Genomic DNA, 18498 nt, shown 5'->3' on the forward strand with positions numbered 1-18498 from the left:
ATTTACGTAATTTTGACGTAGTGCAAATAATATATGTTATACATAAATTAATTATTGTGAATGCAAAAGGTGCGTCTAATACCCCCCCCCCATTGCGATATAACGCTGGGCATCAGCCAATTAACCACAGCCGTGGCATTATGGCTTTGTATCCTGTCGGGACTATGGACTGACTGTCATGCCTCCGGCAGCGCGCCGTTTGCCTCGGGCTACAATGTACGGTATTACACAATGTCCGACGGCCTGCCCCACAACTATATACATGACATTTACAGAGACAGCAACGGATTTCTATGGGTCAGCACACAAGGAGGAGGGCTGTCGCGTTTTGACGGATACGAATATATAAATTACGGTCCTGACGAACCATACCGAAAACTCAACGGCATATTCATAGTCAATGTAGCCGAGGATCGCTTCAAACGGCTGTGGATAGCCACCGACCGCGAAGTCGAGGTAATATCGCTCAACACACTTGCCGGCGCGATGCCTGAATCGGGCGAATTAAAACGTCTGGCCGCACACAATTCCATGCGTGTCGTCGTGGATACGACGGGGGCTCTATGGTTTCACAGCGGTAAAACGATTGTGCGGATCGGTTTTAATGCCGACGGCGAGGTAGCCGACATAAGCACAATGCCGTTTAACCACAATCCGCTCAGCCTTATGATGAACGATGCCGAGCACGACGGCAGCATATGGGCCGGCATTGACAACAATGTGGTAAGACTGCACCATGACGGACAAGGTGGAATAACAGCCACACCGATTCCCGGCCTGTCGGGATTTCCACAAGGCATATGCTTCTACTCAATGCTTACCAGAGAAAACGAGATATGGATAGCCTCGGACCGCGGTATATTCAGATACAACCGCAACGAGGACCTGATGAAGCATTATACCCACTCCGACCACGATGCCACCACCATATCGCACAATTTCGTGACAGACCTCGACATAGACAGCTCCAAAAGGCTTGTGGCCACAAGTCTCGGGGGCCTGAACATATACAACCCCATGACCGACACCTTTGAACGGGTATCGCCCTACGAATCAGACAAGATAAGGACCCCGTTCATTACAAACATGCTCGTGGACGGCGAGGACCTATGGATAGCCTCCGAAGGCGCCGGCATAGGCCACTTCACACCCAAGCGGCTGTCACTGACCACTTTTTCACATAACCCCGACAATCCTAACTCGCTGTCGCGCAATCCCGTGAACGCCATTCTTGAAGATGGCGACGGCACTTTATGGGCCGGTACCGTAGAGGGAGGCCTCAACCGTCAGCCCGCAGGCGAAAAAAACTTCTCGCACTACACTTTTGATGAAGGCATACTCAACCACAACACTGTAAGCGCACTTGAAGTAGACGGCGACAACCGTCTGTGGGTGGGCACATGGGGCGGCGGCGTAACGATATTAGACCGCCGCAATCCGAAACACGTGTACAAACGACTGTCGCTTACACACGGAGCAACCCATTGGATAGACTTCATAGGCTCACTTGTAAATGACTCGATAAACGGCCTTATGTGGATGGGCACCAATGACGGTGTGTATGTCTACGACTTCAATGGCGATTCAATAGCCGTACCCTTCGGCCAACAGGCGCTGTCAGTAAGAGGAAGCATAGGCGCGGCCATAGACCACGAGGGCTTTCTATGGCTCGGAAGCATAAACGGCCTGTACAAGGTGGACCTGAACGGGCGGAAGGATGACGGAACATTCAATGCAAAGCACTACAATCATCGGCTTGACGACCCGTCGGCCCCGCATCCCGAACATATGAGCTACATATACTGCGGCTCCGACGGCACGGTATGGATAGCCACCAACGGCAACGGACTTTACCGCAGGGAAGTAAATGACGGAAAAGAACAATTCATAAACTACAACACATCGCACGGGCTGGCCAACAACTCGCTCCGCACAATCCTCGAGGACAGCGGCGGCAAACTGTGGATATCGACCAACAACGGGCTGTCATGCTTCGACCCCGCCACCGCCTCATCAGTGAACTTCAACCAAGAGGACGGCCTGATGAGCGACGGCTTCTACTGGAACGCGGCGGCAAAAACCGCCGACGGCAAGCTGCTTTTCGGAAACACTTGCGGCATAGTGCGTATAGACAAGTCAGACTTTATACTTGAATCCACCGACGTGCCGGTAAAATTCACACGCCTCGCAATAGGATCGGAAACCGTATATGCCGACAGCCCGTACATATCCACCGACATAAGCACGTTTCCGTCGGTGACCATGCATGAGAGCGACAAGTCGATAGGCATCGAGTTTGCAGCGCTTAACTTCACCGACTACAGGACAGGCCGGTACCGCTATCGGCTTGAAGGCTTCGACAACGACTGGATAGAGACCGGCGACGACAGGCGCTTCGCCCGCTACACCAATCTCTCTCCGGGCCATTACACTCTGCGTGTGGTATATGCGCCCGACGGAAGCGGACGCTTCACCGAGGAGGCCACCCTCGACATATATGTAAAGCCGTTTTTCTACAAAACGCCGTGGTTTATTATCATAGCCGCACTCCTTGCGATAGCTGCCGTGTGGGGAGTGTTTCGCTGGCGCATGTCATGGCTCATAAAAAACAAACGCGAACTCGAACGTCAGGTCGAATTACGCACCGCCGAACTTGAACACCAGAAGGGCCTTGTAGAGCAACGTGCCCGCCAGCTCGCCGACCGCAACGACATGCTCACAAGACAGAATGACGAGATATCGCGCCAGAAGTCGCAACTCGCAGAGATGAACATGAAGGTACGTCAGCTTACAGTAGACCGCATATCGTTTTTCACCAATATCACCCATGAGTTCCGCACACCCATAACCCTCATCATAGGCCCCATACAACGCGCGCTCAAACTAAGCTACAACCCGCAGGTCATAGAACAGCTTCAACTCGTGCAACGCAATTCGAAGTACCTTCTTACCCTTGTCAACCAACTCATGGACTTCCGTAAATTCGAGTCAGGAAAAGTGGAGATAATCAGAGCCCGCCATGACTTCAGCCGGTTCATCGACGAACTGGTGACCCCCTTCGAGTCCATGGCCGAGGACCGGCGTATAAATCTGCGGCTCATAACAAGGCTTTCGCACCGTGAATTCAGCTATGACGAGGATGTCATAAGAAAAGTACTCTCCAACCTTATATCAAATGCACTGAAATTCACTCCCGACGGCGGCAACGTCACCGTATATGCCGCGCTAATGCATACCGGCAGCCGATGCGACAAAACCAATACATTATATATATGTGTAAGCGACACCGGCAACGGCATAGCCGAGAGCGATCTGCCAAAAGTATTTGACCACTTCTATCAAGGCAAAAGCCAAATGAAATATCCGGTAGCAGGCACTTCGGGCAGCGGCATAGGACTGTATCTGAGCAAAAGCCTTGTTGAGGTATATGGCGGAGGCATTTCGGTAAAAAACAACCGCAGGGCCGGATGCTCGTTCAGGGTACTGCTGCCTGTCGAGGATGACGTTATGTCGAATGGCTATTCGGAGAAAACAATATCGGATGACCCGAACCCCACCCGGCCGGGGCTTCCCGACACATCGGAGGTGACCGTACTCGTTGTCGAGGACAACCATGACATGAGAAACTACATATGCTCCATACTGCGCTACCGCTACCGAGTCATAGAGGCCTCCGGCGGCGATGAAGCCCTTCAGGTGCTTGCCGGCGGCGATATCGACTTCATAGTAAGCGACCTTATGATGCCCGGCATGAACGGACTGGAACTGTCGCGCCGCGTCAAAGAGAACTTCACTACAAGCCACATACCGTTTCTGATGCTCACTGCCAAAACCTCGCCTGAGTCAAGGCTCGAAGGCTATCGAACCGGCGTTGACGAATACCTGCTGAAGCCGTTTGACGAAGATATGCTCCTTGCGCGCATAGACAACATACTCGCGGCACGCACACGCTACCAGCGTAAATTTTCATCAGGACTGCACTTGGCCGGCCTCAACATCGACGAGGAGTCGCGCGACAGCAAATTCATGCGTCAGGTTATGGAGATACTTGCGTCAAACTACAATAACTCCTACTTCGACGTAAGCGACTTCAGCGAGGCCATAGGCATATCACGGTCACTCCTCAATAAGAAGCTGCAGAGCCTCACCGGACAGTCGACCGTTCATCTTATAAGGACTTACCGTCTTAACATAGCTAAAGAAATAATACTTAAAAATCGTGAAACAAGAACCATGAACATATCGGAAATAGCCTATGAAGTAGGATACAATGACTCAAAATACTTCACCAAATGCTTTATGAAGCAGTTTGGTGTCACTCCAAGTGCCATGCTTAATGGAGAGAATGGCACGCCAGACTTAAATAGCTGAAAATCAACAGCGACACGCCAATAGTTAAAAATATGTCGTAGAACATATTACTCAAAATTACCCCTAAAATCGCACTTTTTCCACCTTTTGTAGCATCGACATCGGTAATTTTGCACTCGATTAACATTAAATAACAATACCATATGGTGCATCTACGACATCACAGAAGCTACATTCCGTTACCTGCCGGCAGCCGGCAGTAAATACTATGCTTCCGGAAGGAGGCCAACCCAGAATTTAAAACAAAACAATATAGTAATTAACCCAAAGAATCCCTTAAACATCTGTATTATGAAGGCCGAATTTAAATCGTCTTTATTAATCGCGGTTATGGTATTTATCTTCAGTTCGTGTTCCAACGACTGGGGACAAGCCGACCCGCCCGCAGGTAATCAAGTTTATCCGACAATGGAGAAATTGGTGACATACACTTTTGACTCCGATGAAGAACTTGACCCATTAGTATTTAATCTTAAATCGTATCCCGGTGGTCAGCAACCCGCCATAATCGAGGACGAAATCGCGGCATCACCCGTGCTCAGCCTCGACGGAGGATACGTGCGCATGATGAACCCGTGGACAGTCAAAGAGTCACAGGCCGCCGCATCGATGACTTTCTGGCTGAAGCAGGTACGCAAACCCGTTGCCGACAATGAAGCGCGAGCCGAAGGTGACGAAGAAGTACAACTCGAGCCTCAGGACATCAGCAGCCCTCTCTTCCACTGGGAGAACGAAAACGGCAGCTCTAAGCTCGATTTCTCTGTCAACGGATGGTGGAAGTATACCGGCGTCGACGGTTCATGGGAGGTCAACAATCCCACAGAGTACGCCACAGGCTACATCACCCCCGACGAGTGGCACTACGTAGCCCTTGTGCTGCGCGATGACAGCTACGGCATCTATGTCGACGGAGAGAAGAAAATCGACTCCCCCGCAGGCACCGACATATCCAATGTCGTGCAGTTCATGACCCGCGCTCCCTACATGTTTATCAACTACGGAGCCGACACTCATGCATCGTTCCTTATCGAAGACCTGACTATTTACCGCAACTCAATATCATCCAAAGAGATAGCCCAGCCCAAGAAGGGCAACATCGGCGGTGGCGGTAGCGGCGATGAAGGCCCCGACCTATCGAAATGGATTATGGTAGGTGCCGATGATAACAGCAACGGCTTCTGGCAAGTATTCTCAGAACCCGTAGGGCTGAATGGAAACGGAACAATCCACTATGAATTCTACAACTATACTTCAGGCAACGAAAACTGGCATAACTGGGTACTCGTTATCACCAATAACGGCGGTATGAGCACCGGAGGCGACAGCGAACTTGTAGTATTCCGCGCCGATAATTACGGATGGGGCGCTCTGTATGAGAACAACGCAGTCCTTTCCTGTGATTATAATTGGGATACCTTCAAAGAAGATATGAAGGGTGCATATGTAAGTATCGATATTGTACGCAATGGTACTGACATAGTCATAACAGCAGTGACAACTACCGCAGACGGCAAGACTTACAATTACAAAATGGAGGTTCCGAATGTCAATGTTCCGACTATCGGTACTTTCTTCACTCTTGAAAACGCTCATCTGCTATTCAATCCTGATGCGACATTCGTAGGACGCACCTATTCAAACGAAGAGTTCACTCTCGGTAACAAAGACAAGACTTCCGGCTTCTGGACCTGTTGGACGCCTGTCGAAGTATTTGACACCGATTTTACCAACTTCGGTTTCGAGTTTATAAACCATCATGGAGCCAATAACTGGCAAGGATGGAACTTCGTTATAACCAATGGAAAACAGGCTCCCGATTCAGGCGACGGATATGCCGAGCAATTGTTCTTGCGTTGCGACAACTACGGATGGGCCTCCCTTTATGATGGATGCGAACGTACATGTAATTTCGATTGGACAACCTATATCGATGACATGACAGACGCGAAGTGCCGTGTATACTTCAAAACCGATGCATCGGGGCAATTCACCATGGTGGCACGTCAGACAACAGCCGATGGTCGCGCCATGCCCGAGTATCGTTGCAAAGGCGACGGCTTCACATTCCCGCTCGGTATTATATTTACCTGCGAAGGATCTTGGCTTGACTTCAGCAAAGTGGGCTACTTCCCGTGGGTAGACATGGAACCTCAACAGTAATCAACTTTAAAATCTAAATACTTTAATAATGGATAATAAACGCAGTACAACGATAGGAAGGTGGAGCCGTGCGCTCCGCCTGTTCCTGCCGGCAATGATGCTGATTATCGCCTCTGCCGCAACCGCGCAGACGACTCAGGTGACCGGCGTGGTACAAGACAATACAGGCGAACCGCTCATGGGCGCCAGCGTCATAGAAAAGGGTACCTCCACCGGTACAGCCACCAATCTTGACGGTGAATTCACCCTATTCGTAAAAGATCCGGCCAAGGCTGTCCTCCTAGTGTCATATGTTGGCTTCGAGACCACCGAAGTGGCTCTAAAAGGACAGACCAAAGTCACCGTCACTCTTAAAGAAGCGGCGGCAGTACTTGACGAGGTAGTGGTAGTAGGTTATGGTCAGCAGAAGAAAGAGTCGGTTATCGGCGCCATCTCGCAGGTCAACTCATCGGACCTTCTCGAGACCCCCTCGGCCAACCTATCGCAGGCCATCACCGGTAAGATACCCGGTGTGATAACCTCGCAGACTTCAGGTGCTCCCGGTAGCGATGACGCCTCGATATTCATACGCGGTCGCGCCACTTTCGCCAGCGACGCGCAGCCCCTCATCCTCGTCGACGGTGTGGAGCGCTCGTTTGCCCAGATAGCACCCGACGACATCGAGACCATATCGGTACTTAAGGACGCATCGGCCACGGCAGTATACGGTGTGCGCGGTGCCAACGGCGTCATGCTCATCACCACCAAACGCGGTAAGGAGCAGAAACCCGTAGTAAACCTCACCGCCAACTGGCAGTGGCAGACCCCGACCCGCAAAGACACTTACCTTGACTCATACCAGTCGGTAATGCTTCTCGAAGAGGCCCTTGCCAACGACGGACTGCCCTCGCAGTTCTCCGCTCAGGACATCGAGATGTACCGCAAGTCGGTAGCCGGAGAGCTCTCGGGCGTAGACGCTCTTCTCTACCCCAACGTGGACTGGTATGACGAGATACTCCGCTCCTCGGCCCCCGCACAGCGCTACAACGCCAGCATACGCGGCGGTACAAAACGCATGCGCTACTATGCCTCGCTCGAGTACTACGACCAGAGCTCACTGTTCAAGGAACTGTCGCGCGACCAGTACGGCAACAAGTCAAGCCAGCACTTCCGCCGCTACGGCTTCCGCGCCAATGCCGACTTCTTCCTCACAAGCGACCTCACTCTGTCGGTCAACTTCGGCACGCGCTTCGAGGAGCTGCGTGACCCCAACTCTTCAGAGTCGGCCGGTTATAGCAACATATTCTATCAGCTCAACCATACTCCCGGATGGCTGTTCCCCGTGGCATATCAGGTACAGAACGGCGACGAGATGAAGACCCTATGGGGCGGCAGCTCACAATATCAGAACAATGTATACGGTACTCTCGCCGTGGGCGGCTACTACAAAGGCATAAAGACTATCAACGAGACCAACTTCATATTCGAATACGATCTGCACAAGATCACAAAGGGTCTGTCGGCCAAAGCCATGGCTTCGTTTGACTACGAAAACTGGCACCGCAACAAATACACCCAGTCATTTGCCACATACGAACTCAATGACCGTGACAATTACGAGCAGCTCGATGCCTACAACAAATTCGGCACCGACAACCCCATGGCGTCGGCATACGACAGCTACTCACTCTACAAGCTTTATATGGAAGCTCAGGTCAATTACAAGCGTGTGTTCAACAACGTTCACGACGTTACGGCCATGGCATTGTATATGCAGAATGACCTCCGCCGCCAGTCGGAACTCGCCCGCCGTTACCAAGGTATCGTAGGACGTATAACCTATGCTTACGACAACCGCTACCTCGCCGAGTTCAACGCCGGTTACAACGGCTCGGAAAACTTCCATAAGGACCGCCGCTTCGGTTTCTTCCCCGCATTCTCCGTGGGCTGGCGCATAACTCAGGAGAGCTTCATGGAGCGCACGAGCGAATGGCTCGACAACCTCAAGCTCCGCGCAAGCTACGGTCAGGTAGGTAACGACGCCTATAGCGTAAACGGTGTTCAGCAGCGCTTCCTCTATGAGCAGAAGTGGACACAGCTCAACAACGACTACTACTTCGGCACCAGCGGACAGCCCGGCATTTTCGAGGAGCAGTATCCTAACTATGCCGTGACATGGGAACGCGCCCACAAGTACAACATCGGTCTTGAGTTCGGTCTGTTCAACAGCCGCTTCACCGGTAACCTCGACCTCTTCTACGAGAAGCGCAACGACATCCTCACCGAGTACCTTACCCGTCCGTGGTGGTTTGGTGTGACCTCGGCCGCCGGTAACCTCGGAAAGACCACAAACAAGGGTTACGAAATAGAGCTCCACTGGAACGACGCCATAGGCCGTGACTTCAACTACAACATAGGCTTCACGTTCTCACATGCCGAAAACAAAATCACGGCTAAAGACGAGCCCGCGCTCATGACAGCCTACCGCAAGACCGAAGGCCGTCCTATCGGTCAGTACTTCGGCCTCGTAGCTGACGGCTTCGTGACTTCAGCCGACATTGCCGACCCCGACTTCCCCCGTTCTACTTACGGCGATGTAAAGGTAGGCGACCTCAAATATCGCGACATGAACGGCGACGGCTTCATAGATGACCGCGACATCACAGCCATCGGATATTCCGACCTGCCTGAAAACACCTATGCGCTCAATCTCGGAGCACAGTGGAAGGGCATCGGCTTCAGCCTCATGCTTCAGGGTGTCGACCATGTGAGCCGTTACTACGACGCCGAGGCCATGTACGCTTTCGTCAACGGCGGTAAAGTAAAAGAACACCATCTTGACCGTTGGAACCCCGCTCTGTCAGAGGGCGAGAACCTTGCCAACGCCAAGTATCCGCTGCTGCATTACGACACTTATGCCGACCACAACCAGCGCCAGAACTCCTTCTTCCTCAAGAACGGCTCGTTCCTGCGTCTGAAAAATATCGAGATCTCCTACTCGCTGCCTGAAAAGTGGATACGTCACGCTTACATGAGCCAGTGCCGCTTCTACGTCAACGCCAACAACCTTATCACTTGGGATCATCTCGACGGCCTCACTGACCCTGAAAACAACGGCTCTAACCGATATCCCATCTGCAAGACCGTCAACTTCGGTGTAAACATTCAATTCTAAACACCTTGATCATTATGAAAATATCAATAAAAAATATGGCGGGTGCCCTGCTATTAGGCTCTACGCTCTCGCTGGCTTCATGCTCCGACTTCCTCGACAAGCAGGCCTCCAACGAACTTACGGAGGACAAGACCTATGCCGACTGGAAGATGTTTGAGGCATTCCACACCGACACCTACAACTTCCTCCTCCATGGCGCCAACCGCGTAGGCGATTCATGGCTCGACGCCGCCACCGACTTGGCCCAGACCTCCATCTCGTCCAGCGGCACACGCGTGTCGTTCAACATCGGCAACTACTACGCCTCAGGCGGCTCGGCCGAACTTACTTCGCCGTGGGAGTCGCGTTACCGCGCCATCCGCAAGTGCAACCGTGTCATCAACGACATGCACAAAGTACCTGTCGACATCACACGCACCGAAGAAGAAGAACGCGCCGCACGCGCCACTATGACAGCCGAAGCCCGCACCTTCCGTGCATGGTTCTACTGGGAACTCTTCCTCCGTTACGGTCCGCTGCCCATCGTCACCGATGTGCTCGACCCCGAGGAAGACATGATCAAACCCTACTCCACCCGACCCACCATCAAGGAGTATGTCGTTGACTTCATCCTCAAGGAGCTTAAAGAGTCGCGTCCCGACCTTCTTAACTATGACGATGCTTGGAACGCCAACCGCATAGGCCGCCTGTCGCAGCCCATGTCGCTCGCCCTTGAGTCGCGCATCAAGCTCTACATGGCCTCGCCCCGCTTCGCCGAACACTCCGGCATAACTTGGGCCGACGCCGCCTCTGCCGCCAAGGAGTTTATCGAAACCTACGGCAATAACTTCGCCCTCTATGCCGAAGACGGCATACCCGCTTCGGAAAACTACGGCAATGCCGTACTCCGCACGCAGTATGTGGGCAACAACCGCGAAGTCATCTTCTTCCGCAACGACGTGAGAATCGGCTGGGACAAAATACGCTTGGACACCCCAGTCGGTGAAGGCGGCCGCGGAGGCAACTGCCCGTCGCAGAACCTCGTCGACATGTATGACATGGCCGACGGCACCTCGCCTTTCGCCCAATACGACCTTACCGGAGCTCCCGTCTACACTTCGGCAGGCATGCCGGCTGTAAACCCAGCCAGCGGCTACACCGACGCCACCATGTGGACCGGCCGCGACCCGCGTTTCGAAGCCACAGTGCTCTATCACGGTGTGGAATGGGGCGACCAGAACACCACGGGCCACATCGACGTACGCCCCGGTATGGCCGACAATCCCCGCGGTAACGCCGACGCCACCCCCACCGGATACTACATGCGCAAGTATATACCCGCTACAATCCTGTCATCAAACCATGGCGGTCAGGCCTATCGTCTGTGGACCATCATCCGCTACGCCGAGATACTTCTCAACTACGCCGAAGCTCTTAACGAAGTCAACGGGCCGTCGGCTGACGTGGCCGACCTTCTCGACCAAGTACGCCACCGCGGTGGCATCACCGGCGACGTGGCCGACCGTGCCGACCTCATGGGCAGCAAAGACGCCATGCGCAATTTCATACACAAGGAGCGCACTGTCGAATTAGCGTTCGAGGAACACCGTCCATGGGACGTTCGTCGATGGGGCGTGGCTGTTGAAGCCCTTTCTCGTCCTGTATATGGCGTAAACGTAGATAACAACGGAGTACCCTCACGTAAAATAGCACAGCCGCGTGTATTTGAGGAGAAGATGTATCTGTACCCCATACCCGAAGCCGAGTACTGGAAAACCGGTCTTGAGAACAACCCCGGATGGAATTAATCTTAAATCGCATTATATCTTAAACTTATGAATAATATCATAAACTATATGTCAGGAAAAGGCAAATGCCTTCTGACCGCAGTGCTTATCGGCTCGTCGCTCACGGCATGGGCCGACGGCGGCCGCGAACTGAAGGGACGTGTCACCGACCCGGACGGCAACCCCATTGCGGGAGCCATAGTCAACGTTGCCGAGCAGAGCCGCATCGTGATTACCGACACCGACGGTAACTTCACTTTGAAAGATGTGGGTTTTGAAGACGAGATCAACACCAAGTGCATAGGCTACGACACCAAGATTGTGGCCGTAGAAGACTTCGACAAGCCTCTTGTCATCATACTTGACCCCGACACCGACGCTTACAAGAAAATACGCAATCTCGCGTTTCAGGACAAGCCTGCACGCTACACCACCGAGGCCACATCGATCGTGACCGGTGAAGAGCTGCAGCGCTATCCCGTGACTGTGCTCCAGAACGCGTTCAACTCCCTGCTCACAGGCGTGCAGACCTACGAGGCCTCCACCGAGCCGGGCTGGGCCGAGACCAAAATGTACATACGCGGTATACGCACCATGAACGCAGCGGCCCGCAACCCCATCGTAATCGTCGACAATGTGGAGCGCGACATATCATTTCTCGACGCATTCCCCATTGACAATGTCACCATACTAAAGGATGCCGCAGCCACAGCCCTCTACGGTATGCGAGGCGCCAACGGTGTCATACTCGTGACCACCAAACGCGGCGAGGCAGGCAAGACCAACATCGAGTTCACACAGGAGATAGGATGGCAGACTCTGACCAACACAATGGAGAACCAGAATGCCTACAACCATGCCATGACATCCAATCAGGTACGCTACCTTGACGGAAAAGATCCGCTGTACACTCCCGAGCAGCTTGAGAAATACCGCCGCGTGAGCAATGGCGAAACTCTCGAAGGCATCGACCGCTACCGCTACTTCAGCACAAACTGGGGCGACGTACTTTATCGCGACCACGCACCGGTATACAAGACCAACCTTCAGATATCGGGCGGTAACAACCGCGCGCGCTACTACGTGTCGGCTTCATACCTGCGTCAGGAAGGTATGTGGAACAACGACGCCACACAGCACAAAGCCGAGGACTACAGCTCGCAGCACGTGCTTGACCGCTTTAACCTCCGTACCAACCTTGACATCAACGTCAACAAGTATCTGCGCGTAGGACTCGACCTCGGCGGACGTATCGACAATATCGTACAGCCCACCGCCTCGGTATTCAACCTTACCACTTTCGGTATGGTGGAGACCAACGTATTTGCGCCCGTATACTGCCCCAACGGAGAACTGTATGTCGACAACAACACCAACAACCCCCTTTATCAGCTCGGTTCTTCGGGTCTTGAAAAGAACCGCCGTCGCCAGCTGTACTCTACCGTCACCGTAAACGGCGACCTGAGTGTCATAACCAAGGGTCTCGGTGTCGACCTCGTGGCTTCGTTTGACGCCTACGACGGCTTTGAGTCCACTCAGACCAACGATATCAACACCTACTCGTACGACTACATGAACATGGCCGTACAGCGCGTCGAGGACTTCACCTATACACGTACCCACACCTACAGCGAGCTTACCAACCCCAATGCCAACGAGCGTGACAACTCTTGGACTCTCAACCTTCGCGGAGGTGTGAGCTACGACCGCACCTTCGGCAAGCATCATGTGGACGCACGCGCATTTGTGCGCTCCTACATGAAGCGCAACAACCGTGGTCCGCATTCGGCCAACTGGTTCCACCTGTCATCAGACCGTTACCTCGCCTACAACGGCGTCCTCAACTATATCTTCGACGGTCGCTACATCGTCAACGGAAGCATATCATACATGGGTAACGACAACTTCGACCCCGATAACCGCTGGGACACTTTCTGGGGCGTAGGAGCAGGATGGGTAATGTCCAACGAGCCGTGGCTCCGCAAAGACTGGATGGACCTCCTCAAAATCCGCGCAAGCTACGGTAAGACCGGTATGAGCGACACCGGTTCGGGACGCTATCCCTACCAGTCGATTTTCGACACCTCGACAGGCTACTCATTCGGTAAGAACGAAACATTCTACGACGGTTACGCCGAAAAGACTTCAGGTAACCCCAACAGCCGCTGGGAAATATCCAAGATGGTCAACCTCGGTCTTGACTGGGGCTTCTTCAACAACAGATTATACGGTAATCTGGACCTCTGGAAAGAGTGGCGCAGCAACATCCTTATCGAACGCTCCACCAATCCCGACCTGCTTGGTATATCCTTCGCCAAGGACTCCTACGGAAAAGTCGAGTCCAAAGGTATGGAGCTCACCATAGGCCACTATAACAAGATTGGCAACGTTGAGTACTCGATTGAAGGACTCCTCTCCTACAACACCAACAAGATCACGGAGATGGACGAGCTCGAACCCGCAGTACCTTGGCAGCGCAAGACCGGCCAACGCATACGCGGCTATGAATCAGTAGCAAGTCTGTATGAAAGCGAAAACCGCGACGCCATCGGCGGATGGAACATGTACCAGTTCGTGCAGTGGGCTTCCGATCCGTCACTCGTTGCCACTTCACAGCAGGACGCCATCGACCATCCCGAGAAATATCCCTACAACACCTTCTCCGGAGGTGGCCAGAAACTCGGTACAGCCGTATTCAAGGACCTCAACGGCGACCGTCAGATAGACTCACGCGACATGGCACCGATAGGCTATACCATGCTTCCCGACTGGACTCCTTCGGTAAGCCTGTCTGTAAAATACAAAGGTTTCGACTTCCGTGCCGTAGGTACGGCCTATCTGAACCGCTCGGTATTCCTGTCACCCTCCATGACCTTCTCCGAATGGGGTTCAAACAACTCCACTCATGAAGTGGTCAATGCTTGGGGATACTACACCGATGACCCCATGGACCCGCGCAACATCAACGCCAAGTACCCCCGTCTGTCGTTCACATACAACTCCGAGGACTCCTCGCGCGACAACGGCTCATATCAGAATACGATATGGATACGCAACGGCGACTACTTCTCGCTGCGCAACATCGAGTTTGGATACTCACTTCCTGAAAAGCTCATAGCCAAGGCCTACATGACAAAGTGCCGAGTATATTTCAGCGCCTACAACGTAGCCACTTGGAGCCATCTGCCTAAAGACATGGACCCCGAGCGCCCGATGGGTTACTGCTGGTGGTATCCCAAGACACGCATATTCTCATTCGGTATAAATGTTGCATTCTAAACGATACAATACCTTAAAATTATGAAATTCAGTAAAATTTCTCTATACATTGCTGCGGTGCTCTCTATAACGGGAGCATCATGCAGCGACTCTTACCTTGACAAAGAGGTCGACCTTACTCTTCAGCCCGAGTTCGTGTTCAGCGACTTCAACATGACACGCGGTGTGTATGCCAACATATATACCTATCTCCCCGATGCGTTTGCCGGATACTCAGACACACAATTCCGTCTGTCACAGGACTGCATGACCGACAACTCCATCGACTACTGGGGTGTGGCGCGTTATCACTCCGTGATGGATGACGCATATGACGCCTCCAACCACTGGTTTGCCTCCGACATATGGAAAAACCGCTACAACGGCATCCGCGCGTGCAATCAGTTCCTTGCCAACGCAAAACCCTCGGTAATCGGAAATGCCGAGAAGCCCGGCGATGACAACAAACTTTATGAACGCTGGTGCGCCGAGGTACGTGTAATCCGCGCTCTGCTCCACTTCGACCTTATCGGTTATTTCGGAGCCATACCGTTGGTGGCTGACGACGAGGAAGGCAATCCCATCATACTGTCGCCCGGTGTCACACTTCCCGAACGCACATCCGCTGAAGAAGCGCTAAAGTGGGTGGCCGACGAAATGGATGTCTGGAAAGACAAACTGCCATTCCGCTACGCCAACGAAGATGAAAACTGGGGTCGCGTGAACGGCGCGGCGGCCTATGCGCTTAAGTCACGCGCGCTACTCTATCGCGCCTCGGCTCTCAATAACCCCTCGGGCGACAAAGGCCGCTGGCAGGAAGCGGCTACGGCAGCTCTCGACTTCATCGCCAAGAACAACACTGTAGCCAACAAGTACCGTCTGCACCGTACTACCGACAACGATCCTCAGAAAAACTACTACGACGTGTTCACATCCGACCCCGTCATGTCCAATGAGTACATACTTAGCCGGTCGGTATGGAACACCCTGAACCTCGTATACTTCAACGGTCCTTGCGGCTTCTCCGGCAAGCTGAGCAACACTGGCTACAACAACCCCACCCAGAACCTCGTTGACGCATACGAAACCACCAAAGGTCTTACCATCGAGAATGATCCCGATTACGACCCGCAGAATCCTTACGCAAACCGCGATCCTCGACTTGCACAGACCATCTTCCACCACGGCATGACTTGGGGCGACGGTGATGAAGCCCGTCAGCTCGACATGCACATACCCGACGGTATAGACTACTCACGCGGTAACGGCGGTACATGTACCGGATATTACTGCAAAAAGTATGTCCACAACATACGTTTCGACGGTACCGTGGGCAACCAGCGTGTGGCTTGTCCGATATTCCGCTATGCCGAGATTCTGCTCAACGCAGCCGAAGCTCTTACCGAAGCAGGTCAGGCAAGTCAGGCCTATCAGTACATCAACGAACTGCGCGACCGTGTAGGCATGCCGGCATACTCGGGCATGAACGATGCCACTCTGCTTGAACGCATACGCAACGAACGCCGCATCGAGCTATGCTTCGAAGACCACCGCTTCTTCGACTGCCGCCGCTGGAAGCTCTTCGAAGGAAAGACTCCCGCTTCCGAAAAGAATCTGCCGCGCTATCAGCAGATATACAATCTTTACGGTGTCACTATCAATACCGAAGGCCACTTCAACTACGGATTGTCGGAAAAATACTCCGCACAGACCTTCAATTCACCCAAGAACTACTATTTCCCCGTACCGTTCAGCGAAATCCAGAAAACCGGTATGCCTCAGAACACAGGCTGGGAGATGTAATCCCCCCTCACTTATTAATATTGATATCTCATGAAAATATCCAGAATATTTCTTTACAGCGCATTGTCGGCAGTCACCCTTCTTACGGGTGCCTGCGACGATGACGACAACGGCTACAGCTACGGCGACCCCAAAGCCGTAGTATCGACGCCTGTCGCTCCGGTAATCAACGCCACCTCGGCCGATGTGGAGGCTACATTCGATATGGCGGCTGACTTCCGCTCAAGCGGTGCAGGCTTCTGCTACGACGTCAATCCGGGCCCCACCATCTACGGCAATGCGGTAAAAGCCACGGTCATCGACAACAAAATGACTGCAACCCTGACCGGGCTCGCCCCGTCCACCACATATTACATACGCGCTTATGTGGCCGTGTATGACAACAGCGACCTTGAATACTCTCCCGAGTTTACCATAACCACCGGTGAGGGAACACCCGAGGAGATGCTTGAAAATTATGTTGCGCCCAAAGACAATGACTACTACGTGGCCATTGCCGGATGGAGCGCACGCGACCAATGGAACCTCGCCAACGTACATGACCCCTCGGTAGTAAAAGCCGCCGACGGCTACTACTATATGTACCAGACCGACGCTTCATACGGCAACGTACACATCGAGGGTGGAGGACACTTCCACGGACGCCGCTCGAAGGACCTCGTCAACTGGGAGTATCTCGGCGCCACCATGCCCGAACTTCCCGAGTGGGTTGTGCCCAAGCTCAACGAGATTCGCAAGGCCATGGGACTTGAAGAAGCCAATCCCGATGTCAACGCATTCGGCTACTGGGCTCCCGTTGTCCGCAAAGTCAGCGACAACCTGTACCGCATGTACTACTCCATCGTATGCCCCGGCTCTATCAACGGTGAAGGCACTTGGGCCGAGCGAGCATTCATAGGCCTTATGGAAAACACCAACCCCGCCGACAACTCGGGTTGGGTCGACAAGGGCTATGTCATAACAAACGCTTCCGACCGGGGTCTGGACTTCAACGTGGCCGCCGATGACTGGGCCAACTGCTACTACAAGTTCAATGCCATAGACCCGGCCTATATCATAACCGACGCGGGCGAACATTGGCTTGTCTACGGTTCTTGGAACAGCGGCATCGCTGCCGTAAAAGTCGATGCTGAAAGCGGCAAGCCCGCCAACCTCGGCAATCCGTGGGGCACAGATGCCGACATAGCCTCCTACGGCAAACTCATATATACCCGACAGATGGGCAACCGCTGGCAGGCCTCGGAAGGTCCGGAGATCATATATCATGACGGCTATTACTACCTCTTCCTCGCTTATGACGCTTTGGGAGTACCCTACAATACACGTGTCGTGCGCTCCAAAAACATCACAGGCCCCTATCTCGGCATCGACGGCACCGACTGCACCAATGCCGGCGGCGACGCATACCCCATAGTCACCCATCCCTACAAGTTCAACGGTCACTACGGCTGGGTAGGCATATCGCACTGCGCGGTCTTTGATGACGGCGAGGGCAATTGGTTCTACGCCTCGCAAGGACGTCTTCCTGTCGGCATTCAGGGCAACGAAGCCAGCAATGCACTCATGACCGGACATGTGCGCAGCATCCGATGGACCAAGAGCGGATGGCCGGTGGTAATGCCCGAACGTTACGGAGCCGTGCCGCAGGTAGCCATTGCTGAAGAAGAGCTCATCGGCAACTGGGAGAACATCGACCTCGGCTATCAGTACGAGACTATGAAAGAGTCGGTAGGCATAACCCTAAACGAGGACCATACCGTGACCGGAGGTCAGTGGGACGGAGCCGCATGGAGCTATGACGCAGAAGCCCGTATACTGACAGTAGGCTCCGTAGAGCTGTACCTCATGCGTGAATGTGACTGGGAGGCTGCTCCGCGCACCCATACCATAGTATACGCGGGTATTGACAACCGCACTACATTCTGGGGCAAAAAACTAAGGTAAAGATTATTTTAGACTCTCGGCGGGCCACTGCCCCTTCGGCTC

7 protein-coding genes are annotated in these 18498 nt (G+C 53.3%); all 7 read left to right on the forward strand.

The genetic code is table 11. From position 1 onward, the window contains the following. Positions 1-132: 132 nt before the first annotated feature. The 7 genes from FW767_RS00820 (at position 133) to FW767_RS00850 (ending at position 18456) form a co-directional block, all read left to right on the forward strand. Complete coding sequence (locus tag FW767_RS00820; RefSeq protein WP_235897909.1) at positions 133-4371, forward strand: hybrid sensor histidine kinase/response regulator transcription factor; 4239 nt, start codon at positions 133-135, stop codon at positions 4369-4371. 291 nt (positions 4372-4662) lie between these two features. After that, entirely contained in the window at positions 4663-6531 is a 1869-nt protein-coding gene (locus tag FW767_RS00825; protein ID WP_121698004.1) for a LamG-like jellyroll fold domain-containing protein, read from the forward strand. 94 nt (positions 6532-6625) lie between these two features. Beyond that, positions 6626-9685, forward strand: coding sequence for a SusC/RagA family TonB-linked outer membrane protein (locus FW767_RS00830; protein ID WP_317133114.1), 3060 nt, complete (start codon positions 6626-6628; stop codon positions 9683-9685). Positions 9686-9699: 14 nt separating this feature from the next. Then, positions 9700-11472: a RagB/SusD family nutrient uptake outer membrane protein gene (locus FW767_RS00835; RefSeq protein WP_121698002.1), complete on the forward strand. Its 1773-nt coding sequence runs from the start codon at positions 9700-9702 to the stop codon at positions 11470-11472. Positions 11473-11499: 27 nt separating this feature from the next. Then, positions 11500-14730, forward strand: coding sequence for a SusC/RagA family TonB-linked outer membrane protein (locus FW767_RS00840; protein ID WP_121698001.1), 3231 nt, complete (start codon positions 11500-11502; stop codon positions 14728-14730). A 21-nt stretch (positions 14731-14751) separates the two neighbouring features. Continuing rightward, positions 14752-16512 (forward strand): RagB/SusD family nutrient uptake outer membrane protein, encoded by a 1761-nt coding sequence (locus FW767_RS00845; protein WP_121698000.1) that lies wholly within the window; start codon positions 14752-14754, stop codon positions 16510-16512. A gap of 30 nt (positions 16513-16542) precedes the next feature. Beyond that, on the forward strand, positions 16543-18456 hold the full coding sequence (locus FW767_RS00850; RefSeq protein WP_121697999.1) for an arabinan endo-1,5-alpha-L-arabinosidase: 1914 nt from the start codon (positions 16543-16545) through the stop codon (positions 18454-18456). Positions 18457-18498 lie beyond the last annotated feature (42 nt).

This window comes from Heminiphilus faecis (assembly GCF_008728965.1).
Lineage (GTDB): Bacteria > Bacteroidota > Bacteroidia > Bacteroidales > Muribaculaceae > Muribaculum > Muribaculum faecis.

What these genes read in the sequence shown, in the direction of transcription:
- FW767_RS00840 (WP_121698001.1), top strand. Translation starts at nt 11,500, where the DNA reads ATGAATAATATCATAAACTATATGTCAGGAAAAGGCAAATGCCTTCTG.
- FW767_RS00825 (WP_121698004.1), top strand. Translation starts at nt 4,663, where the DNA reads ATGAAGGCCGAATTTAAATCGTCTTTATTAATCGCGGTTATGGTATTT.
- FW767_RS00830 (WP_317133114.1), top strand. Translation starts at nt 6,626, where the DNA reads ATGATGCTGATTATCGCCTCTGCCGCAACCGCGCAGACGACTCAGGTG.
- FW767_RS00835 (WP_121698002.1), top strand. Translation starts at nt 9,700, where the DNA reads ATGAAAATATCAATAAAAAATATGGCGGGTGCCCTGCTATTAGGCTCT.
- FW767_RS00850 (WP_121697999.1), top strand. Translation starts at nt 16,543, where the DNA reads ATGAAAATATCCAGAATATTTCTTTACAGCGCATTGTCGGCAGTCACC.
- FW767_RS00845 (WP_121698000.1), top strand. Translation starts at nt 14,752, where the DNA reads ATGAAATTCAGTAAAATTTCTCTATACATTGCTGCGGTGCTCTCTATA.